This window comes from Streptococcus sp. Marseille-Q6379, assembly GCF_965119505.1.
Map to the genome: position 1 here is coordinate 1,300,752 of NZ_CBCPLV010000001.1, position 22,616 is coordinate 1,323,367.

Annotated in this window: 20 protein-coding genes, 3 tRNA genes and 1 other annotated feature; of the genes, 8 read left to right on the forward strand and 15 right to left on the reverse strand. The window is 36.7% G+C overall.

Annotated features, from left to right (window positions below):
- Positions 1-115 precede the first annotated feature (115 nt).
- From ACWPVZ_RS06630 to yfmF, 9 genes are all read right to left on the reverse strand, one after another.
- A complete protein-coding gene (locus ACWPVZ_RS06630) occupies positions 116-814 on the reverse strand; it encodes a transglycosylase SLT domain-containing protein (RefSeq protein WP_060971635.1) in 699 nt (232 codons plus the stop codon).
- Between the two features lie 183 nt (positions 815-997).
- The gene (apf, locus tag ACWPVZ_RS06635; RefSeq protein WP_037599365.1) at positions 998-1,570 is read right to left on the reverse strand and encodes an aggregation-promoting factor; all 573 of its coding nucleotides are present in this window, start codon (positions 1,568-1,570) and stop codon (positions 998-1,000) included.
- A gap of 300 nt (positions 1,571-1,870) precedes the next feature.
- Positions 1,871-2,665, reverse strand: coding sequence for an energy-coupling factor transporter transmembrane component T family protein (locus ACWPVZ_RS06640; protein WP_002892171.1), 795 nt, complete (start codon positions 2,663-2,665; stop codon positions 1,871-1,873).
- A complete protein-coding gene (locus ACWPVZ_RS06645; RefSeq protein ID WP_060971636.1) occupies positions 2,658-3,500 on the reverse strand; it encodes an energy-coupling factor transporter ATPase in 843 nt (280 codons plus the stop codon). Before ACWPVZ_RS06645 ends, ACWPVZ_RS06640 begins: the two co-directional genes overlap by 8 nt.
- Complete coding sequence (locus ACWPVZ_RS06650; RefSeq protein ID WP_414341116.1) at positions 3,476-4,306, reverse strand: energy-coupling factor ABC transporter ATP-binding protein; 831 nt, start codon at positions 4,304-4,306, stop codon at positions 3,476-3,478. The genes ACWPVZ_RS06645 and ACWPVZ_RS06650 overlap by 25 nt, the downstream gene beginning before the upstream one ends.
- Positions 4,307-4,318: 12 nt before the next feature.
- Positions 4,319-4,861 carry a CDP-diacylglycerol--glycerol-3-phosphate 3-phosphatidyltransferase gene (pgsA, locus tag ACWPVZ_RS06655; RefSeq protein ID WP_454381474.1) on the reverse strand — a complete coding sequence of 181 codons (543 nt, stop codon included), beginning with the start codon at positions 4,859-4,861 and terminating at the stop codon, positions 4,319-4,321.
- A gap of 12 nt (positions 4,862-4,873) precedes the next feature.
- Entirely contained in the window at positions 4,874-5,731 is an 858-nt protein-coding gene (locus ACWPVZ_RS06660) for a helix-turn-helix domain-containing protein (protein WP_070577130.1), read from the reverse strand.
- Positions 5,732-5,789: 58 nt separating this feature from the next.
- Positions 5,790-7,067: an EF-P 5-aminopentanol modification-associated protein YfmH gene (gene yfmH / locus ACWPVZ_RS06665; protein WP_414341114.1), complete on the reverse strand. Its 1,278-nt coding sequence runs from the start codon at positions 7,065-7,067 to the stop codon at positions 5,790-5,792.
- Between the two features lies 1 nt (position 7,068).
- Positions 7,069-8,319: an EF-P 5-aminopentanol modification-associated protein YfmF gene (gene yfmF / locus ACWPVZ_RS06670; RefSeq protein WP_198463573.1), complete on the reverse strand. Its 1,251-nt coding sequence runs from the start codon at positions 8,317-8,319 to the stop codon at positions 7,069-7,071.
- Positions 8,320-8,396: 77 nt separating this feature from the next.
- Between yfmF and yaaA the strand changes: the two genes are divergently transcribed.
- Together yaaA and recF are read left to right on the forward strand one after the other, a co-directional pair.
- Entirely contained in the window at positions 8,397-8,774 is a 378-nt protein-coding gene (yaaA, locus tag ACWPVZ_RS06675) for a S4 domain-containing protein YaaA (protein ID WP_002892188.1), read from the forward strand.
- A 2-nt stretch (positions 8,775-8,776) separates the two neighbouring features.
- Entirely contained in the window at positions 8,777-9,877 is a 1,101-nt protein-coding gene (recF, locus tag ACWPVZ_RS06680) for a DNA replication/repair protein RecF (RefSeq protein WP_064523648.1), read from the forward strand.
- A gap of 181 nt (positions 9,878-10,058) precedes the next feature.
- Here the strand turns inward: recF and guaB are convergent, their stop codons facing one another.
- Together guaB and trpS are read right to left on the reverse strand one after the other, a co-directional pair.
- Entirely contained in the window at positions 10,059-11,540 is a 1,482-nt protein-coding gene (gene guaB, locus ACWPVZ_RS06685) for an IMP dehydrogenase (RefSeq protein ID WP_064523650.1), read from the reverse strand.
- 178 nt (positions 11,541-11,718) lie between these two features.
- A complete protein-coding gene (trpS, locus tag ACWPVZ_RS06690; protein WP_002892198.1) occupies positions 11,719-12,741 on the reverse strand; it encodes a tryptophan--tRNA ligase in 1,023 nt (340 codons plus the stop codon).
- Positions 12,742-12,786: 45 nt separating this feature from the next.
- Positions 12,787-13,026: a binding site (T-box leader), on the reverse strand.
- Between the two features lie 144 nt (positions 13,027-13,170).
- On the opposite strand from trpS, the gene ACWPVZ_RS06695 reads away from it, so the two are divergent.
- From ACWPVZ_RS06695 to ACWPVZ_RS06705, 3 genes are all read left to right on the forward strand, one after another.
- Positions 13,171-14,043, forward strand: a complete 873-nt coding sequence (locus ACWPVZ_RS06695) for a YitT family protein (protein WP_037599377.1) — start codon at positions 13,171-13,173, stop codon at positions 14,041-14,043.
- A gap of 66 nt (positions 14,044-14,109) precedes the next feature.
- A complete protein-coding gene (locus ACWPVZ_RS06700; protein WP_454381479.1) occupies positions 14,110-15,732 on the forward strand; it encodes an ABC-F family ATP-binding cassette domain-containing protein in 1,623 nt (540 codons plus the stop codon).
- A gap of 49 nt (positions 15,733-15,781) precedes the next feature.
- The gene (locus ACWPVZ_RS06705; protein ID WP_414341113.1) at positions 15,782-18,376 is read left to right on the forward strand and encodes a YfhO family protein; all 2,595 of its coding nucleotides are present in this window, start codon (positions 15,782-15,784) and stop codon (positions 18,374-18,376) included.
- Positions 18,377-18,472: 96 nt separating this feature from the next.
- Here ACWPVZ_RS06705 and ACWPVZ_RS06710 read toward each other — a convergent pair.
- Positions 18,473-18,546 (reverse strand) — tRNA-Asn (locus ACWPVZ_RS06710).
- Positions 18,547-18,568: 22 nt separating this feature from the next.
- A tRNA-Glu gene (locus ACWPVZ_RS06715) sits at positions 18,569-18,640 on the reverse strand.
- 186 nt (positions 18,641-18,826) lie between these two features.
- Here ACWPVZ_RS06715 and ACWPVZ_RS06720 point away from each other — a divergent pair.
- Positions 18,827-18,900: transfer RNA gene (locus ACWPVZ_RS06720), tRNA-Arg, on the forward strand.
- Positions 18,901-18,924: 24 nt separating this feature from the next.
- Here the strand turns inward: ACWPVZ_RS06720 and ACWPVZ_RS06725 are convergent.
- Both ACWPVZ_RS06725 and rlmH read right to left on the reverse strand, forming a co-directional pair.
- Positions 18,925-19,608, reverse strand: a complete 684-nt coding sequence (locus ACWPVZ_RS06725) for a YoaK family protein (protein ID WP_070577141.1) — start codon at positions 19,606-19,608, stop codon at positions 18,925-18,927.
- 16 nt (positions 19,609-19,624) lie between these two features.
- Positions 19,625-20,104 (reverse strand): 23S rRNA (pseudouridine(1915)-N(3))-methyltransferase RlmH, encoded by a 480-nt coding sequence (rlmH, locus tag ACWPVZ_RS06730; RefSeq protein ID WP_037598563.1) that lies wholly within the window; start codon positions 20,102-20,104, stop codon positions 19,625-19,627.
- Between the two features lie 205 nt (positions 20,105-20,309).
- Between rlmH and ACWPVZ_RS06735 the strand changes: the two genes are divergently transcribed.
- Together ACWPVZ_RS06735 and ACWPVZ_RS06740 are read left to right on the forward strand one after the other, a co-directional pair.
- Positions 20,310-21,545 carry a S1C family serine protease gene (locus tag ACWPVZ_RS06735; RefSeq protein ID WP_002892211.1) on the forward strand — a complete coding sequence of 412 codons (1,236 nt, stop codon included), beginning with the start codon at positions 20,310-20,312 and terminating at the stop codon, positions 21,543-21,545.
- A 65-nt stretch (positions 21,546-21,610) separates the two neighbouring features.
- A complete protein-coding gene (locus ACWPVZ_RS06740) occupies positions 21,611-22,378 on the forward strand; it encodes a ParB/RepB/Spo0J family partition protein (RefSeq protein WP_037598566.1) in 768 nt (255 codons plus the stop codon).
- Positions 22,379-22,616: the final 238 nt, after the last annotated feature.

Below are 22,616 nucleotides of genomic sequence, written 5' to 3' on the forward strand. Positions count from 1 at the left end.
TTCCTATTATAACAAAAAGGCCATACCCTACCTAATAATAACAAAAAGCTCTATAAAACATATTACCCACATCCAAATTAAAAAGCTGAGAGTACGCTCCCAACTTCTATTAATATTAGTAATTCCAAGCTGACAAACCTTGTGCGTTATAGGCATTCAAGGCTGATTGAATTTGATCCTCAACTGTTGCAGTAGAGCCCCATCCAGGCATTGTTTGAAAAAGACCTGATGCACCTGAACCATTTGCTGCAGTATGATCACCATTTGACTCACGCGCAATAATTGACTCCCAAGTTGACTGAGGAACACCAGTAGCAGCTGCCATCTGTGCTGCTGCATAAGAACCAACTTCTCCTGCAGTGTTACCATTTGAGAGAACAACTGACCCACTACCACTTGCAGCAACCGAAGGAGCTGTTCCAGTATTTTGAGTCGACGTAGTATCAGTACTCGTTGTAGTAGTGCTTGTAGTAGCAGTATCTGACTGAGACTTTTCAGCTGCTTCTACCGCTTCTCCTGTTGTTTCTGACTGAGGCTTACTTTCTTCAACCTTTTCTTTATTAGCCTTATTATCTTTACTTGAGCTAATTTCTGTTGATTTTACTAAATCTGCTGTCGATTCTGACGTTGTTGATGCTGTTGAAGGCGCTGGAGTAACAGAATCTGAAAATGCATTAACCAACCCTTTATTAATTAGTGTAGACAGTGATACTGCCAAAATGACAATAAAACTTGTTACAATTGCTACTGGTACCGCCAATGATTTCTTCGCTGCAAATTTAATACGGCGTCCCTTATAACTTTTTTTAAACATAAATCCCTCCTAGTTAATTCTAGTTACATTCATCATAACCTAGTAATATTACTGCCGATTATTTGTATTATGTCTAATGTTACAATGATTTATCAATTTAATAAAAAAATGCCAAAAATCTGGCATTTTTCCCTTATTTGTATGAGGTTTTACTAGTTTTCCTCATAAGTCAGTAATAATGATTTAGTACCAACCATTAGCATTCCAGAAAGCAAGAGCTGCAGTCCATGAACCATAACGGCTTGCTACATAATTATCTGCTACTTTCTCTTGATTTTCAGGAGACAAGTCTCCATTCAAATATGATGATGCTAATTGGTAACGTCCATAATATTGCCCATTTTGAGCTGTATAGCTACCGCTTGACTCACGTTGTGCAATTTCTTCTTTGGCAGCTGCCTCTGAAGAAGAAAGATTTGTATTGGTTGCTTGAGTATCTTCACTTTGTGTAGACTCTGTTGATTGTGTTGATTCAGCAGTTGCTTCTGTTGTAACTGAAGGTTCTGTAGTTTCTTCAGTAGTTTCATTAATTGTTAAGTTTTGACCAATAGAAATCTTATTAGCATCTTGAATACCGTTTTTTGAAACGATTTCATCTACAGTCGTACCATTCTTCTTAGCAATAGCTGAAAGGGTATCGCCTTTTTGAACTGTGTAAGTTTCTGCATTAGCTAAGGCTGTTGCTCCAAGTGTTGCTACTGTAACAAGTCCAAAAAGACCTAATTTTTTAGTGTTAGATGTATTCTTTTTTTGCATGATGATGCTCCTTTATCTATTTATAGTCCAATTCATATTAGTCAAAGATATTAAGTTATTTTATTGTTTATGACTAATAGGTAAATCAACGGGCTTATTCTATATAGGGATTTTTCAATCCAGATTAAGCTGAAGAACTATAACCATGTATCTATGATACCTTGGAAATATAACATCCCCTTGTTAGGGATATTAAAAATATTACAAGTAGGTTGGGATTAGACGAAAAAAGAACGCCTACGTGGGCGTCCATCTAAAATTTCTAGGTCTTAAGACCTAGTTTTTATTTATCTCAACGAATTAACTCTTAAGATAAAAAAGCATTAATCCTAAAGCTAAAATAGCAATAATTGATAAGGTATCTCGACTATTCCATGAAAGTCGACGATATTTTGTTCGTCCTTCACCACCTTGATAGCCTCGTGCTTCCATAGCAATCGCCAGAGCATCTGCTCGTTTAAAGCTTGATGCAAACAAAGGAATTAAAATAGGTATTATTGACCGTACCTTCTGAATAATATTTCCTTCACCAAAGTCAACACCACGCGCCTTTTGAGCATTCATAATACGAGTCGTATCATCCATCAAAGTTGGTACAAAACGTAGACTCAAAGATAGCATTAAACCAATTTCATGTGCTGGCACTTTGAAAACAGTAAGTGGTTTTAAAAGTGATTCAACTGCATCAGATAAACTTAAAGGTGTTGTCGTTAGAGTAAGTAGGGTAGAAAAACTAATAATGAGGATAAATCTAAGAAATATCATCCAACCTTGATTTAAACCGACTTCCGTAATCTTTAAAAAGCCGATAGACCAAAGCACACTCCCTTTTGTATTGAAGAAAACTTGAAATAGGGTAGAAAATAAAATAATCCAAATCATTGGTTTAATTCCACCTAAAAAGAAACCAAGTTTTATTTTAGACAAGAAAACCAAGAAAAGTGTAAATAAAGTTATTACAGCATAAGTTAAAGGATTATTAGCCCAAAAGATAATAACAATATAAATCAACATGGCTAATAATTTACTTCTAGGATCTAATCGGTGTATAAAAGAGTCCCCAACAATATAACGTCCAATAATTAACTTATCCATGCGACAACACCTCTACGAATTCCTCGATTGTAATAGGGAGAGTTTCAAATCGATAACCTTTTTCTTGTAGCAGTAGTGCAAACTCTGTAATTTTAGGAACACCTAATTGCTTTTCTTTAAGAAAAGTAACCTTTTGAAAAACATCTTTAGGAGCTCCCGTCAACACTAGTTGCCCTTTTTCCATAACATTCACAGCTGTTGCATAATCGGCAACATCATCCATCAAGTGAGTAACTAAAACAATCGTCATTCCAGAAAGATGTAACTCCTTAAAGAGAGACATCAATTCCTTCCGGCCCTGTGGATCTAGACCTGCAGTCGGTTCATCCAGCACCAGAATATCTGGTTGCATAGCTAGAATCCCTGCAATGGCAACACGTCGCATTTGCCCTCCTGATAAATCAAAAGGATTCTGTCCATGAAATTCTTCCGGGAGTCCAACTAATTTTAGACTTTCAATAGCACGTTGTTCTGCTTCTTCCTTAGAAACTCCGAAATTTTGAGGTCCAAAGGCAACATCTTCTAAAACAGTCTCTGCAAATAACTGACTTTCTGGAAATTGAAAAACTAAACCTACTTTCTTACGAATTGGTTTTATGTCCTTGTTCTTTGATTGACTGGTTATGATAGTATCATCAACTTGAACCTGACCACTAGTTGGTAAATAGAGGCCATTCAAGAGCTGCATAATAGTAGATTTACCACTTCCGGTATGTCCAATAAAGGCTGTATATGAACCATCTTTTATCGTCGTTGTCAATTCAAAAAGGGCACGCCCCTCAAAAGGAGTACCCGCTTGATAGATATAACTTACATTTTCGAGAGAGATTCCCATAATTGTTCTACCAATTCCTTTTCTGTCAGATAGTCTTCACACTCTATCAGACCTTTATTTCTTAGCTTTTGAGTTAATAATGCACTAAAAGGGATATCCAAACCTAAGTCAACCAACTCTGTGCCTCTACTAAATAGTTCACGAGGACTTGAAACAGACTCCACTTTACCTTTTTTCAAAACCAAAACACGGTCACTCAAAGCGACCTCATCGAGATCATGAGTAATTGATAAAACAGTCATTCCGTATTCTTTACGAATAGCTTTAATAGATTGAATCAATTCCTGGCGACCTTCTGGGTCCAGCATACTAGTTGCCTCATCCAAAATCAAAATTGATGGTCTCATAGCTACAATACCTGCGATAGCCACACGTTGTTTTTGACCTCCAGATAATCTAGCTGGCTCTCTATCCTTAAATTCTGACATTCCTACAAATTCCAGAGCCTCTTGAACTCTTGAAGCCATTTCTTCATAGGGAACACCTTTATTTTCAAGACCAAAAGCAACATCGTCTTCAACAGTTGCCCCAACAAATTGATTATCTGGATTTTGAAAGACCATGCCAATCTTATCACGAATATCCCAGACATTCTCTTCTGTTAATTCTTGACCATCAACGATAATCTGCCCAAACTCTGCCACTAATAGTCCGTCAATAAGACGTGCTGTCGTGGATTTTCCAGAACCATTATGCCCTACAATGGATAGCCACTCCCCACGTTTCACGTGAAACGATACATCATCAAGAATATAGGATGGTTGATCTTGATGATATTTAAACTTTAAATTTTTTATTTCAATCATTTGTTTATCGTACTACTTGAAAGTATCCTTAAATAAGAAACCTGCACCTTTGAAATAATCATAGCCTGAGTAAATTGTAAAGAACAAAGCGATATAAAGCATAATTGTTCCAATAAAATGCAAATGACACAATAATAGAATGATAGATAACATCTGAGTCACTGTCTTAATCTTACCAGGCATAGATGCAGCGAGAACTGTACCACCGTTTTCCACTAATAAAAGACGAAGACCTGTTACTGCAAGCTCACGACAGATAATAACCGAAACTACCCAGGACGGCGCTTGATTAATACCTACTAGCATAATAAAAGCTGACATTACCAACATTTTATCCGCTAATGGATCTGCAAATTTCCCGAAATTAGTAACAACATGCCATTTTCGTGCCAAATAGCCATCCAAATAATCTGTAATACTGGCAATAGCAAAGACAACCGCCGCAGCAATATGCATGATATTACTTGACGCAAGTGATGTCATTAATAAAAAGATAGGAATCAAAATAATTCTAGCAAGTGTCAATAAGTTAGGTAAATTTTCTTTTTTAAACATTTCTTCTCGATTCTATTGGATTCTTAATGTTAGGTAGCTAGGTGTATTTTTATCTAATTGCGATAAATCAAGTGACTCCCCATTTACCTTTAGAGTTACTTTTGAAGATTGAGCAATAATAATTTGAGTTGGTTTCGTTTTATCAGAAAAATCTAAAGAGTATTTTGAATTTTTCGTTTTTGAAAGGAGGTAACTCTCTGAAGTCTCTGAATTATCTACTGAAAACCAGGTGTCATCATTATTTTCTGATAACTCTACATCTAAAACTACTGAAGAATTCACATTGGAGAAATCAACCATTAGCTGATTTCCTTGAGTTGTCGTTGTTACATTTGCCCCTGAAACGGTAACCTCAGAAATGCTTCGTGACGATTTAGCCTTACTAGCCGTTGATAGATGATTAACTGTAGAGATAGTATTCGGTTTTATCACCTGAGGTTGATTAGAAAGATGTCTAATAATAATATAACCTACTGAACAAATGATAAGTAACGAAACCGCACTAAGAATTAGTAAAGGTAGATAGTTAGACTTTCTTTTTTCTTCACGTTTATGCTTTAAAAAGCGTGACATAGGAGCTTTGGTAGCTAAGCTTTCTTCCTTACGTTCAACTGTTTTCTTTTCTTTTTTTAGTTTTTGCTCGTTCTGCCTCTGCTCCTCAAACAGACGCTTTCCATCTAAACCAACCGAAGTGGCATACTTTTCAAGCGCTTCTTGCTGAATGTCCTCTGGCAAAGCTTTAAGTTGATCCATTTCCATAGCCAGAAGAAACTGAGCTTCGACTCCAGAAATTTTTTCTACATCATATAAACTTAATTCTTTCTTTACACGTGCTGCACGTAATTGCTCACCTAGAGAGTGTAACTTCATTTTTCCCCTTTCTAATATTCTTCTTTGTTTTCGTGTCTCTATTATAGCAAATAATCACTTATTTAGGGAAGACAACAAAATCGGTAATCTCTATATTTGATAGATAATGATTCAAAAAGTCCTTCAAATCCTTGGAAGTAATGCTCATCAGTTCCTGACCAAAATCAAAGTATGTTTTATCATTCTCAAAATAAGCTAAATACTGACTTCCTAAATTCTGGATATTGTCTAGACTACGTAAAAATTCACCATACAAAGCTTTCTTTTGCAAATCCAATGCCTCATCCGTCAACAGTCTTTTTTTATCTGCCGACGTCATCACTTGACGAATTAAGCTTGACATACGGATAGGTTCTGCAGTGTCCATAGTCATAATGACAAATGAATATCGATTAGATACCTCGTATTCAATTGATACAGACTCGTCTATTTTTCCTTCAGCATACCAATTTTGATAATAAGGAGACGTCCAGCCAAACAGTAAATTAAACAATAACTGTACCAGTATGTTTTCTCTCATACGATTATCAGTAAAAGGAACACTCTTAAAACCAATGGCTAGCTTTGAGATGAAAATCTCCATTTGAATACTATCTAATTTTTGGACATCTGACTCAATGGGGTTCTTTTCTTTTTCAACTATTCTCTCAGGTAGTGTAAACTCGCTTTGTTTTTCATTGACAAAAGTGTAAATATCTTCAACATCAAAATCACCTACCAAAACGAGATGACAGTTTGCTGGTTTGTAAAAGCAGTCAAAATTATCTTTCAAATCCTTTACAGTAATTTTTTCAATGCTATCAACACTTCCAGCAATGTCTTGCCCTAATATAGTATTGGGATACAAACTTTGTAAACAACCCAGATATACTCTATAATCAGGATCATCCTGATACATATTTATTTCTTGTTCAATAATTCTTTTTTCATGGTTGACAGCATCTTCGGAACTTGTAAACTTCGATGTAAACTTTAATAAAAGTTCTAAAGACTCCTCAAAGTGATCAAGGGTAGAGAAATAATATGTTGTCTTATCCAAGGTTGTAAAAGCATTGACATCAGCTCCAAGCTTGACAAAATCCAATGTCACATCCCTTCCCTGCTCATCCTCAAATAGCTTGTGTTCCAGAAAATGAGCAATACCTGCAGGATAAGATTGTAACTCACCATCAATATAAAAGTGATTATCTAGCGCCCCAAAATTCGTTGACAGAAAGGCGGCTTTTTCTAAAAATCCTTTTTTCTTAATAATTGATAAAGACATACCATTATCTAAAATTGCTGAATAAACTTCTTCATCAATTTTTTGATAATAACGTTTCTTCAAAGCAGCCATTCTAAGACACTCCTTCTAAAAAGAACAAACTCTGTAGCTTAACTTGACGCGCTACACGGCAAACATCTTTTTTATTAACCTTCTCAATCTCATCTAACCAATTCTCTAATGAAAGACTTTTATCGCCAAAAATCACCTTATTAAAACGTTGTTCCACCAATGTTAAGGCATGATCTTCAGAGAGTAGGGCATTCATTCGTATGATTTTTTTGGTTTGATTCAGGAGAGAACTTGAAAAACGTCCTAATTTAATGTAATTCAATTCTCTACTAATTCCTCGCATAGCCTGATTTCTATTAGATTTTTCAATTCCAGCGTAAACTTCTAGTAAACCTGTAAAGACATCAAATTGACTACTAATTGAATAAGCCAATCCTTCCTTTTCTCGAAGCGTTGTAAATAAAGCAGAGTGGGCAAATTCACCAAACATGGCATTAAATACAATTAAAGCAAAGTAATCTTTATCTCCATATTGACATGAAAATTGGTACCCTAATTGTAAAATAGATTGACTGCTCTGTCTAGGTTCTATCTTTTCTTTCACCACATTGACATAAGGTTGACTATAGCTAAACTGTAAATCAACTTGACGTCCCTCCAAAGGAAAACGATGTAAACCTTGGAGTACTTGATAATCATCAAATTCTCCAACCATAAAGATATCAATACGATCTCTTGTCAACATACTTTGAAATTCTTGATAAGCTGTAAACGAAGTCTCCGCTTCAACAAGTTCTGCTTGACCATATTTGGGAACTTTCAAGCCTTCATTTACAAAATAAAGCTCTCTTCCCTTAACTTCACTGTAATAGTAATTATTCTCTGTGTCAACATCAAGGTAGGTCTTTAAATTTTGTTTCTCTATATCAAATACTCTATTTTGGTATTGAGCTACTCTTGACAGTGGCTTGTAAAGACACTCTTTCAAAAATCCTAGAACTTCCCAAAATAATCCATTATTCGTAGGGATAAAGGCATCCTTCAGGTATGTCAACTCTATGTCAACACTATGTGTCAACCCTTTAGTTAACACTCTAGTTGACAACTGTGTTCCATAAAGAGAAGCTAATCTCTCTTTAAAAGACTGTACTGTTGGATACGTCTGATTGGCTGTAGCCAACATTTGTGAAACCAGAGCTCGTTTAGCAATTGTTTGTTTATTCAAAGAACCTGTCATTCGAAAAACAATACGATTAGTTTTATATTTTTGTGTTGGAATGAAGTGTACATAGACACCATCAGCAATTTTCATTGATAACCTCTAAAAAGTTTATGCTTCCAATTATACCATTTTTATGCTATCTTATCTCAAGAGAAAGTTGAGGTACTATGGAATATAAATTATTTGATGAATACATCACACTGCAGGCACTTTTAAAAGAATTAAGTATCATTCATAGTGGCGGAGCTATTAAAGGTTTTTTAGCCAACAATACCGTTTTGTTCAATGGTGAGGATGAAAAACGTCGTGGAAAAAAACTTCGTTATGGGGATGTTATTACTATTCCGTCTGAGGAACTTGAAATAACGATTATAGCTCCTACAACAAATGAAATTGAAGAGCATCAAAAAGAAGTCGCTGAAAAAGCACGTGTTGCTGCCATTGTTAAAAAAATGAATCAGGATAATAAAAAGAAACAAAAGGCACATCCGTCAAAAGAAGGCAATAAAACTAAACGAAAACCCGTTCGTTTCCCAGGAACCTAACTATGTGGCTCGAAAATATTGATATTCAACACTTTAGAAATTATACTGAAGCCTCTGTGAGCTTCTCACCTCATCTCAATATTTTTCTTGGTCGCAATGCTCAAGGAAAAACAAATATTCTTGAGGCCATCTATTTTCTAGCATTGACACGTAGTCATAGGACCCGTTCAGATAAGGAACTGATTCAATTTCAGCAAAATACTCTCAAACTGAACGGCATCGTGCATCATCATAGTGGAAAGCTACCTCTGGAAATCAGTTTATCTAATAAAGGCCGCATAACAAAGGTCAACCACCTCAAACAAGCTAAATTATCCGATTATATCGGTCACATGACAGTGGTACTCTTTGCTCCTGAGGATTTACAACTTGTAAAGGGATCGCCAAGCCTAAGACGTAAATTTATAGATATTGATTTAGGACAGATTAAGCCTGTTTACCTTTCAGACCTATCAAGTTATAATCATGTACTCAAGCAACGTAATGCCTATCTCAAATCTACTGACAATGTAGATATTAATTTTCTCTCAGTGTTAGATGAACAGCTTTCCGATTTTGGAGCACGCGTTATCGAACATAGACTAGAATTTATCAAGCAATTAGAGGAAGAGGCAGATAGACATCATAGTAATCTCTCAAATCAGATAGAGCGCCTTAAAATCTCCTACGAATCTAATATCCCATTCGGGAATAACAAAGTTATTCGTGAATCATTTTTAACCACGTTAAAGCAAAATCGCAAAAGGGATATCTTCAAAAAGAACACTGGTGTTGGTCCACATAGGGATGATTTGACATTTTACATTAATGACATGAACGCATCTTTCGGCAGTCAGGGGCAACAACGTAGTCTCATTCTTTCTTTAAAAATGGCTGAGATTGCTCTGATAAAAAAAGTAACAGGTGAATTTCCAATTCTTCTCCTCGATGATGTCATGAGTGAGCTTGACAATCACCGTCAACTCAAACTGTTAGAAAGTATTGACGAAGAGGTTCAAACCTTCATGACGACAACTTCACTTGATCATCTGAGTAACCTACCACCCGATTTAAAGACCTTCTTAGTCAAGAATGGTATTATTTGTGAAAAACAAGTCGATTAAGCGACTTTTTTTCTGTTTTCTGTGTTTTACATATATGACAAGTGATGTTAAAAAAAGTGTAAACAAAAACTCACCCAAACCCTTTATTGACAATTTTGTTTGTGTAAATATATTGTAAACCTACTGTAAAAACCAATGTAAAGAAAAAGTACTTACCTGAAGTAAGTACTTTTATGTTTTTTTAATGAGCTGAGTAGTTAGGCGCCTCGTTTGTAATTTGAACATCGTGAGGGTGACTTTCAATAAGTCCTGCACCTGACATTTCAACAAACTGAGCTTTGTCATGTAAAGCCTGGATATCTTCTGCACCTGTATAACCCATACCTGCACGGATACCGCCAATCAATTGGAATACGATATCAGCAGCAGAACCCTTATAAGCTACACGGCCTTCAATTCCTTCTGGAACAAGTTTATTCGCTTCATTAACTGCACCTTGGAAGTAACGATCGCTTGATCCCTTCTTCATCGCTGCAATTGATCCCATACCACGGTAAGATTTGTATTTACGACCTTGGAAAATCTCAGTTTCACCTGGTGCTTCATCAGTACCAGCAAACATAGAACCAAGCATTACAGCATTACCACCTGCTGCAAGAGCTTTTACAATATCACCTGAGTATTTGATACCGCCATCAGCAATGATTGTTTTTCCGTATTCACGCGCAACACTAGCTGAATCGTAAATAGCAGTGACTTGAGGAACACCTACACCCGCAACCACACGTGTTGTACAAATAGAACCTGGTCCGATACCTACTTTAACAACATCGACACCTGCTTCATAAAGTGCACGCGCACCTTCAGCTGTTGCGATATTTCCTGCAATCAAAGTACGGTCTGGGAAGTGGGCACGAATTTCAGCAATTTTACGAAGAACACCTGCTGAATGACCATGTGCAGTATCAATGACAATAGCATCTGCGCCTGCTTCAAAAAGAGCTTCTGCACGTTCAAAGGTATCAGAAGTAACACCTACAGCACCTGCTACCAAAAGACGACCGAACTCATCCTTAGCTGCATTAGGAAACTCGATAACTTTTTCGATATCCTTAATAGTAATAAGTCCTGACAAACGACCTTCTTCATCAACTAGAGGTAGCTTTTCAATACGATGCTCATGAAGAATACTTTCAGCCGTTTCAAGATCTGTTTCAACTGGAGCAGTGACCAATTTCTCAGAAGTCATGTGTTCTGAAATTGGAGTATCGTAATTAGAGATAAAACGCATATCACGGTTTGTGATAATACCAACCAATTTACGATTTTCAAGTGTCTCAACAATCGGAACCCCTGAGATACGGTAACGTTGCATCAACTCTTCAGCTTCAGCAACTTTATTTTCAGGCGTTAGGAAGAATGGATCAATGATGACACCATTTTCAGAGCGCTTTACTTTTCGAACTTCTTCAGCTTGTTCCGCAATAGACATGTTTTTGTGAATGACACCCAAACCACCTGCACGAGCAATTGAGATAGCCATCTTACTATCTGTGACCGTATCCATGGCTGCAGTGATAATTGGGATATTTAATGTCAAATTTTTAGCCAAATTCGTCTTCAAGTTGACGTTGTTTGGTAGAACATGACTTTCCGCAGGAATAAGCAATACGTCATCAAAAGTGTAACCTTTTTTCAAGAATTTAGTGTCCCAATTTGACATTATAATCGTCCTCTTTTCTCAAAGTTTTGAGGTACAAAAACCCCAGCCTATTTTTTAATTGTTAATATCATATCATGCTAAAATGATTTGTCAACAGATTTCGCATAAGATTCTAAGAAAACCTTTTTCCAAATAAAAATAGGGCTCCAGATTATCTTGAGTCCCTACTTTTTATTTCTTAGAAATACTTAATTCCCATCGCTTCTTTTACTTCCGTCAATGTTTGTCCAGCAACTTCACGCGCTGCTTGACTACCTTTTTCAAGCATACGGAAAACTTCTCCCATATCCTTGGCATATTCTAAACGACGTTCACGAATTGGAGCTAACTCACGTTCTAAGATTTCTAGAAGATAACGTTTTGTCTTCACATCTCCCAAACCACCTCGTTGATAATGTTCTTTCATTTCAGCAATTGTAGTAGCATCCTCTTCGCGACCAAAGATATCAAGATAATGGAAAACCATATTACCTTCAATTTGGCCTGGATCTTCCACACGAATATGATTTGGATCCGTATACATGCTCATGACTTTTTTACGAACAGTGTCCTCATCATCTGAAAGGAAGATACCATTACCCAAGGATTTAGACATCTTAGCATTTCCATCTAGACCTGGAAGACGTCCTGCAGCTTCATTTTTAGGGTAGATTCCCTCTGGCTCAACCAAAATATCACAATGATAAGTATGATTGAAGCTACGTGCAATTTCTCGTGTCTGCTCAATCATTGGCTTTTGGTCATTACCTACAGGAACATAATTTGCTTTAAAGGCCGTGATATCAGCTGCCTGAGAAATTGGATAAACTAAAAAGCCTGTTGGAATAGATTCTCCGAAGCCTTTTTGAGCAATTTCCGTCTTAACCGTTGGGTTACGCTCTAAACGTGCCAATGAAACTAGGTTCATGTAATACATAGTCAACTCAGCCAACTCAGGAATCTGACTTTGAATGAAAATAGTCGACTTCGTTGGATCCAAACCTACAGAGAGATAATCTAAAGCAACATTCCCAATTGATTCTTTGATAATCTCTGACTCTTTGGCGTGATCCGTAAGGGCTTGCTGATCAGCCAAAAAGACAAACATGTTATATTTATCTTCGTTTTGTAAAAGGACACGATTTTTTAAACTACCAACATAGTGTCCTAGATGAAGTTTCCCTGTTGGACGGTCTCCCGTCAAAATAATAGGTTTCGTCATATAATTACCTCTCTAATACAAAAAAAATCCCCACGCAAAAACATGCGTGAGGGCGTTAATCACTTTTGATACGCGGTACCACCTCAGTTGATAACTCTTTCTGAAGCTATCATCTCAAACCTTCTCAACAAAGAAGTTGCACGATAAGGGGTGCCAAACCTAACGTTTATGTGTTCACGTTAACCGTCAATTCTCTTCAGCCCATTCATTCCACCTTCATACTGGTTTTCAGCAACCACCAGCTCTCTATAAAAAAGGAAAGAATTACTCTTCTGATGACTATTATTCTACATTGTTTTATCTATTCTTGTCAAGATTATGTTTCTAGTTTCACGTGAAACACAACCTTAGATACAACCAAAATAGTCATTACTTGACGGAAACTTAAAAAGACTTGATAATAAGAATATCATTTCTAGGAGATAATATATGAAACGTCGAATAATAGATATACTTTTAGTTACAATCGGTTCTTTTATAGCTTCGGTTGGCTATAACTCACTTTTAGTTAAGAATAATATTGCCTCGGGTGGTGTCGGAGGGCTAGCCATTAGTTTAAACGCCCTTTTTGGTTGGAACAATGCTAACTTCGTCTTAGCAACCACCATCCCTTTGTTAATTTTATGTTGGTGCTTTCTTGGTCGCGAAGTTCTTCTAAAAACCTTCTATGGATCTCTTATCTTCCCAACTTTTATTAAATTAACCGAGGGCTTACCTACACTCACCAAACAACCTTTGTTGGCTGCTATTTTTGGTGGGATTGTATTAGGGTTAGGACTAGGAATAGTCTTTTATGGAAATTCCTCAACTGGGGGAACTGGAATTATCACACAAATTCTCCACAAGTATACGCCACTCCCACTAGGAATGGTACTACTTATTGTTGATGGAATCATTGTCGCAATCAGTGCTATTGCCTTTCCTCCTGATACTGTTATGTACTCCATTCTCTCACTTGGAGTTGTTTCTCTTACAATTGATAAAATGATGGTCGGACTCAATTCATCACGAAATCTTCTAATCATTTCGCAAAATAGTGAACAAATCCTAAACTACATCACTAGAGTGGCTGATCGAGGAGCAACAAAAATTCCAGTTCTTGGTGGACATACTGGACATGCACAAAATATGATTATGACTACCTTGTCAACTCATGAGGTTCCGAAAGTTCAAGAAGAAATCCAAAAAATAGATGAAACTGCCTTTATCGTCATTGTTCCTGCTTCTACAGTTATGGGACGTGGATTTAGCCTCCAAAAAGATTACCAAAAAGTTCCAAATGACTTTATTAATCCCTTATAAAATCGATTGAAATAAAGTCTAATTTCTCGTAAAATAGTAGTTAAGAATAAAAATAAAGGATATTATATGCTTACTGTATCGGATGTATCGCTTCGTTTTAGCGATCGTAAACTTTTTGATGATGTTAATATTGCCTTCACACCAGGTAATACTTACGGTCTTATCGGTGCCAATGGTGCTGGTAAATCTACTTTTTTGAAAATTTTAGCTGGTGATATCGAACCAACAACAGGACATATCTCTCTTGGTCCTGATGAGCGTCTTTCTGTTCTTCGTCAGAACCACTTTGACTATGAAGATGAACGCGTCATTGATGTTGTTATCATGGGGAATGAACGCCTCTACGATATTATGAAAGAAAAAGATGCCATCTACATGAAGGAAGATTTTTCAGATGAAGATGGTGTTCGTGCTACTGAATTAGAAGGTCTATTTGCTGAATTAGGTGGTTGGGAAGCTGAAAGCGAAGCCTCACAATTGCTTCAGAACCTAAATATCTCAGAAGACCTTCACTATCAAAACATGAGCGAATTAGCTAATGGTGACAAAGTGAAAGTCCTCCTTGCAAAAGCGCTTTTTGGTAAACCTGATGTACTTCTTCTTGACGAACCTACCAACGGTCTTGATATCCAGTCAATCTCTTGGCTTGAAGATTTCTTGATTGATTTTGAAAATACTGTCATTGTCGTATCCCATGACCGTCACTTCTTGAATAAGGTGTGTACGCATATGGCCGACCTTGACTTTGGTAAAATCAAACTCTATGTCGGTAACTATGACTTCTGGAAACAATCTTCAGAATTGGCTGCACGCTTGCAGGCTGACCGTAATGCAAAAGCAGAAGAAAAAATCAAAGAACTTCAAGAATTCGTTGCACGTTTCTCTGCCAACGCTTCAAAATCTAAACAAGCGACTTCTCGTAAGAAAATGCTTGATAAAATTGAACTAGAAGAAATCGTCCCATCAAGTCGTAAATACCCATTCATCAATTTTAAAGCAGAGCGTGAAATCGGTAATGACCTTCTAACAGTTGAAAATCTCACTGTTAAGATGGATGGTGAGACTATTCTTGATAACATTAGTTTCATCTTGCGACCGGGAGATAAGACTGCCATCATCGGTCAAAACGATATTCAAACAACTGCATTGATTCGTGCTCTTGCCGATGATATTGACTACGAAGGTACAATCAAATGGGGTGTTACTACTAGCCGCTCTTACCTTCCAAAAGATAATTCTAAAGACTTTGCATCCGGTGAATCAATTCTCGAATGGCTCCGTCAATTTGCCGAAAAAGGTGAAGATGATGATACCTTCTTGCGTGGATTCCTTGGACGTATGCTCTTCTCAGGAGATGAGGTTAATAAATCTGTTAGTGTTCTCTCAGGGGGAGAAAAGGTACGTGTCATGCTTTCTAAACTCATGCTTTTGAAATCTAACGTCCTTCTTCTAGATGATCCTACTAATCACTTGGATTTGGAATCAATCTCAAGTCTGAATGATGGCGTCCGTGACTTCAAAGAGTCTGTTATCTTTGCCAGTCATGACCATGAATTCATCCAAACAATAGCGAACCACATCGTAGTCGTTTCTAAAAATGGGGTTATTGACCGTATTGATGAAACTTATGATGAATTCCTTGAAAATGAAGAAGTGCAAGCTAAAGTCAAAGCACTATGGGCTGATTAAACTATAAAAAGATGCAGGTTGGGATATCCCAACCTGTCTTAGTATCATTATGACAAATAAAAAATACCATACGACTTTATTATTTTATCTGGCTGCCTTTTTCTTGCCAGTACTAATCATGATAGGTGTGCTGTATAGCCAAAAAATCTATCCTGGTAGTGAGCGGACTATTTTAACAAGTGATGGTTTTCATCAGTATGTGATTTTTGCAACTGGACTTAGGAATATACTTCATGGAGATGGAAGCCTCTTTTACACCTTTACAAGTGGACTAGGCCTTAATTTCTATGCTCTAACAAGCTATTACTTAGGTTCCTTCTTGTCTCCACTTTACTATTTCTTTACTGTCAACCAAATGGCCGATGCTTTTTATTATATAACACTGCTTAAGTTCGGTCTTATTGGGCTCTCAGGAGCTTTTAGCTTTAAGCGTCTCTTTACAAAAGTGTCAAGAAGTTTCATCCTATGTCTTTCTACAGGATTTGCTTTGATGAGCTTTGCTACCAGTCAGTTAGAAATTAACACCTGGCTAGATGCCTTTATTCTAGCACCTCTAATCATATTAGGTTTACACCTCTTACTAAGATTCAATAGACGGGGCTTATACTTTTTTAGTCTAACCTGCCTTTTTATCCAAAACTACTATTTTGGATATATGATGGCTATTTTCCTAACCCTTTACACCATAGTACAATTGATAACTATCAAGGGGTGGAAGAGTAAGATTCTTCATTTCATAGACTTTGGAATTGTCTCTATACTAGCTGGTTTAAGTAGTGCTGTCATGCTGTTACCAACGCTACTTGACTTGACAACACATGGTGAAAAATTTACAGGTGCGTCAAGTTTGTTGACAGAGTCTACCTATTATTTTGACTTCTTTGCGAAAAATCTCGTTGGAGTTTACGATACTACTAAATTCGGATCAATCCCTATGATTTATGTGGGAATCTTACCTTTGATTCTTTTTCTACTTTTCTTTATTAGTAGGGAAATCAAGCTATCATTACGTCTAGGTTACCTCTTATTAGTAGCTTTCTTTATCGCTAGCTTCTACTTACAGCCTCTTGATTTGTTTTGGCAAGGAATGCATGCACCCAACATGTTTCTCCATCGCTATTCTTGGCTACTATCTCTCCTAATTGTTCTTTTGGCAGGAGAAACACTCAACCGAATTAGAAAGTTTTCTTTTAAAAGACTCCTCCTATCTTTCTTAGGATTGAGTACCGCTTACTTACTAACTTGGATTTTCCAATCTCACTATAGCTTTATTGAATCAGTCTCCTGGCTATTAAGTCTAGCATTTCTCCTAGCCTATGCTATTCTATTTACTAGCTATTTTAGACAGCAAATTCCTGGGAGTGTTTTTCGCTGTTTCACCTTCTTATTCTGCATTTTTGAGCTTACATTAAGTACTTACTATGTTGTTGGAGCTCTTGGAAATGAGTGGGTATTCCCAACTCATGAAGGCTATCTGCGAAATATGTCTGCCATTACAAAACTAGTTTCAAAAACTAAGCAAGCAAATAAAACTTTTTACCGTACTGAAAGGTTAGAGGCTCAAACTGGTAACGACAGTATGAAATTCAATTATAATGGTATTTCTCAGTTTTCATCCATTCGAAATACCGCTTCAAGCTCAACACTCGATAGGTTAGGCTTCAAATCTGAAGGGACTAATTTAAACCTACGTTACCAAAATAACACCATTATCGCTGATAGTCTCTTCGGAATAAAATATAATTTATCGAACTTTGACCTTAATAAGTATGGTTTTAATCACGTAACTTCTGAGAAAACAATAGGACTTTATCAAAATAATAATGCAAGTCAGCTTGCTATCTTAACTGATGGCATTTACAATAATATTGACTTCACTGTCAATACGCTTGACAATCAAACTAGCTTGCTGAATACTCTCTCTGGACTTAACTTAACCTATTTTAAACGAGCTCCATCTCAACTGTTTGATAAGGATGCTAGATTTTTGAATCAGCGCGTGGCTAAAAACGTTAGCAACTCGAATAAAGATTTTGTAACAATCACCTATCAAGTTATTGCTCCACCACATAGTCAACTCCATGTTAGTATTCCTAATATTTCTTGGTCTGATGACAATAACCACTCTCTGTCAATTACTGTAAACGGTGTGACAAAGAATCAAGTTACTGACAATACCTTTGATTTCTTTGACCTTGGCTACTTTGAAACAGAATCAATGGTTACCATCAAACTTAGTTTCCCTGGCAATAAAGCAATATCCTTTGATAATCCTAGTTTTTATGCCCTTGATACTCAAAACTATCAGATAGCTATGGATACTATTAATGAACGTGATAGCAAGGTTACTATGTCAAAAAATAAAGTGTTCGTTGATTATAGCAGTAAAACGAATGCGTCACTATTCTTTACCATTCCATATGATAAGGGATGGACAGCGACCATAAATCATAAAAAAGTTAAGATTCAACGAGCTCAAAAGGGGTTCATGAAAGTCGATGTCACTAGTGGAAAAGGAAAAGTTGTTCTAACCTTTATTCCCTATGGACTTAAGACAGGTTCATTGATTAGTCTATTGGCAAGTATCATATTTTGTTGCTACGCTTACTTCATCAGAAAAACAACTATTATTCAAAAAAGCTGATTATCTTAAATTAAATAGGTCTGGAACAAGTGTTCCAGACCTATTTAACTTTGGGTACAAAAAAACTCAAGCTATACAACTTGAGGTGTCTTATCACTCCGCCAGTAGGACTCGAACCTACGACATCATGATTAACAGTCATGCGCTACTACCAACTGAGCTATGGCGGATAAAACTGCTAAGTAGCAAAAATAGTCCGTACGGGATTCGAACCCGTGTTACCGCCGTGAAAAGGCGGTGTCTTAACCCCTTGACCAACGGACCAAGTTCTGAGATTTTTATCTCGTTAATACTCTTATTATTATATCAGAGTATTCGGTTTTGTCTATACTTTTTTTCAAAAAAAATATTAAATTTTGCTAAATTTATTCGAATTTTACGTTAGTTTTTATCTTGCTTTTACAAAGTATTGACATGTTGCTATATATTTTGTAAACTAATAGAGTTATTGGTCCCATAGCTCAGCTGGATAGAGCATTCGCCTTCTAAGCGAACGGTCGCAGGTTCGAATCCTGCTGGGATCAGATAAAAAACGCAATCTAGAATCTCTAGTTGCGTTTTTCTTTTGCCTCGATAAATAAGAAATAATTTAAAACAAACAAGGGAAGCAAAGTCGTATATAGGCTGTATTCATGTAAATATTGAGCAAACCAAGTTGAGGCTGCGACTCCTACCATAAATGTAAAGATGATAATAGTTGTATAAGAAGCTTGTTTAAGCACTTTGGCATCACCCTCGTCAATAGCCCTAGCAATGGTTAAAGAAGTATTAGTAATATTACCAGTCATCATAAAGGAAGCATAATTTACACCTCTGACTCGCTTAAAAATACCTACTTGAAGAGAGGCGAAGAATGCCAAGCCTGCAATCGTAATAGTAGAATCAACGTATGGTGTAATAATTGCAAGAATAGTCATCAAGAGAAGGGCAAGTCTAATCGCTTGCAAATGCCATCCCCACTTATGGTTAATGAGCCACTTCTTAACAAAAAAAACAAAAAACTGACCTAAAACAAAGAAAAAAATAGGTATTACATAGCTAAAAGCTCTTGCAATATGCCCCTCAACAAGGTGAATGACCAAATAGAGGAGATTGCCTGTCTGGATACTTGCAAATCGACCGTCTTGAGTATTGTAAGTATAGGCATCAATGAAGCCTCCTATATAACTAACAAGAGTTGCTACTCGTAATCCTTCAAAAACACGATAGGAGCGTTTTTTCATTCTGAACATGTCTGTTTCCTTTTTTCTACTTATGATAAGGACTTCCCTGCTGAATCATGAATGCACGATAAATTTGTTCTACTAATACAAGGCGCATAAGCTGATGAGGGAATGTTAAGAGACCAAAACTCATCAATCGATTAGCTCTCTTTTTTACTGTTGGAGAGAGTCCCAAACTGCCCCCTATAATAAAAGTAATATCTGAATAGCCTCTAAGGGTCACTTGCTCTAACTCTTTAGCAAATTGTTCCGAGGGAAATTGTTTTCCTTCAATAGCTAAGGCAATGACATAATCACGATCACCTACTTTAGCCAAGATACGCTGTCCTTCTTTGTCTAGGATAGCTTTATTTTCAGCTTCACTTGCATTATCTGGCGTCTTTTCATCCGTTAATTCTATAGATTCAAATTTTGTGAAGCGTCCTAGTCGTTTGACATACTCCGCAATGCCATCTTTCAAATATTTTTCTTTCAGTTTTCCAACGGTAATCAATTTAACTTTCATAGGCTTATTATAGCACATATCCACAATCTTTTAACACCTTATCCACACCTTTTTCGTGTCAAGCATCTATAGTTATCCTTATAAAATCGCTTTTTATCTACACTTTTTGAAACTTATCCACAGACTGTTGATAACTGTTTTTTAAAATCACTTTATGATATAATTAAGCTTACTTTGATATGTTTATCAAAAAGGAGGACTAAACGTGAAAAAATTTAACTGGAAAAAAATAGTAGCGCCAATTGCAATGCTTGTTATTGGCTTACTAGGTGGTCTACTAGGTGCCTTTATCCTATTAACAGCAGCAGGGGTATCTTTTACCAATACAACAGATACAGGTGTTAAAACAGCTAAGACCGTATACAACAATACAACAGATACAACTAAGGCCGTTAAGAAAGTACAAAATGCCGTTGTTTCTGTCATCAATTACCAAGAAGGCTCATCTTCAGATTCCCTAAATGAACTTTATGGTCGTATTTTTGGTGGAGATGATAGTTCTGATTCTAGCCAAGACAAATCAAAAGATTCTGATGGATTGCAAGTCGCTGGTGAAGGTTCCGGTGTTATCTATAAAAAAGATGGGAAAGAGGCCTACATCGTAACCAACAACCACGTTGTTGATGGTGCTAAAAAACTTGAAATCATGCTTTCAGATGGATCAAAAATTACTGGTGAACTCGTTGGTAAAGATACTTACTCTGACCTAGCAGTTGTCAAAGTTTCTTCAGATAAAATAAAAACCGTCGCAGAATTTGCAGATTCAAACTCCCTCACAGTTGGTGAAAAGGCAATTGCTATCGGTAGCCCACTTGGTACCGAATACGCCAACTCAGTAACAGAGGGAATCGTATCTAGCCTTAGCCGTACCGTAACTATGCAAAACGACAATGGTGAAACTGTCTCAACAAATGCTATCCAAACAGATGCTGCCATTAACCCTGGTAACTCTGGTGGTGCCTTAGTCAATATTGAAGGACAAGTTATCGGTATTAACTCAAGTAAGATTTCATCAACGTCAGCAGTCGCTGGTAGTGCCGTTGAAGGTATGGGATTCGCCATTCCATCAAACGATGTTGTCGAAATCATTAATCAATTGGAAAAAGACGGTAAAGTTACACGCCCAGCCCTAGGAATCTCAATGGCCGATCTTAATAGCCTTTCTAGCAGTGCAACTTCTAAATTAGATTTACCAGATGAAGTTAAATCTGGAGTTGTTGTCGGTAGCGTTCAAAAAGGTATGCCAGCTGACGGTAAACTTCAAGAAAATGATGTTATTACTGAAATTGACGGTAAGGAAATCAGCTCAAAAACTGATATTCAAACCAATCTTTACAGCCATAGTATCGGAGATACAATCAAGGTAACCTTCTATCGTGGTAAAGAGAAGAAAACTGAAGAACTTAAATTAACAAAATCTACAGAAGACTTATCTGACTAAGTCATTGACAAATCTGTCAAAAGACCTTTACAATAATGTAAAGGTCTTTTTTGGAAAGGAATAACATGCAAGAACAACTCAAAGCTTTACCTATTAGTGAAATCTACCCAAATCCTTTTCAACCTCGTATAGAATTCTCTGATGAAGAATTAGCAGAACTAAGCCAATCAATCGCTGAAAATGGACTGATACAGCCAATCATTGTCCGAAAATCGGACATTATTGGTTATGAACTAATTGCTGGGGAAAGACGTTTACGTGCCTGTAAACGTCTGGGAATGACAGAAATCCCTGCAGTCGTAAAGGAAGTCTCAGATCAAGAGAGTCGTAAACAAGCTATTATTGAAAATTTACAACGCTCGAATCTCAATCCTATTGAAGAAGCAAAGGCCTATCGTAGTTTAATTAATGAGTTAGCTTACAGTCACGAGGAACTGGCAAAAGCTATGGGAAAATCCAGGCCCTATATCAGTAACGCTCTCAGACTCCTCCAACTTCCCAAAGAGATACAGACAAGTATCGAAAATGGCAAACTGAGTCAAGGACATGCTAGAGCGCTTTTATCTGTTGAGGATACCCAAAAGCAATTAACTATCTATCATCAGGTGCTTACTGAAAAATGGTCCGTTCGTACTCTGGAAAAAAGACTTCAAGAACTTCCTAAAAAACAAAAATCAAAAAAAGATATTCACATAAAAGATAAAGAAAAAGAACTAGAAAAATCACTTGGTCTCCCCGTTACTCTTCGTTATCACAAAAATCACTCTGGAACTATTCAGATCCACTTTTCGACGGAAGAAGATTTTAACAGAATTATCAACAAGCTAATTTGACCTGTGAATTGATGAGAAAAAAGAAACAAACTTATCCACATCATAAAAATGTTGCCCTCCCTTTATTTACGAGGGTTTCTTTTTTTATTCACAACTTGTGGATAACTATTGTGCACAATGTGAATTGTCTTTTTTTATCTGTGGATAACTCGGAAAACTTTTATCTTCTGACCTGTGGAAAACTTTTTTGTTTTATGATAGAATCAGAGAACAAGAATAAAGAAGGAGAATTGATGGA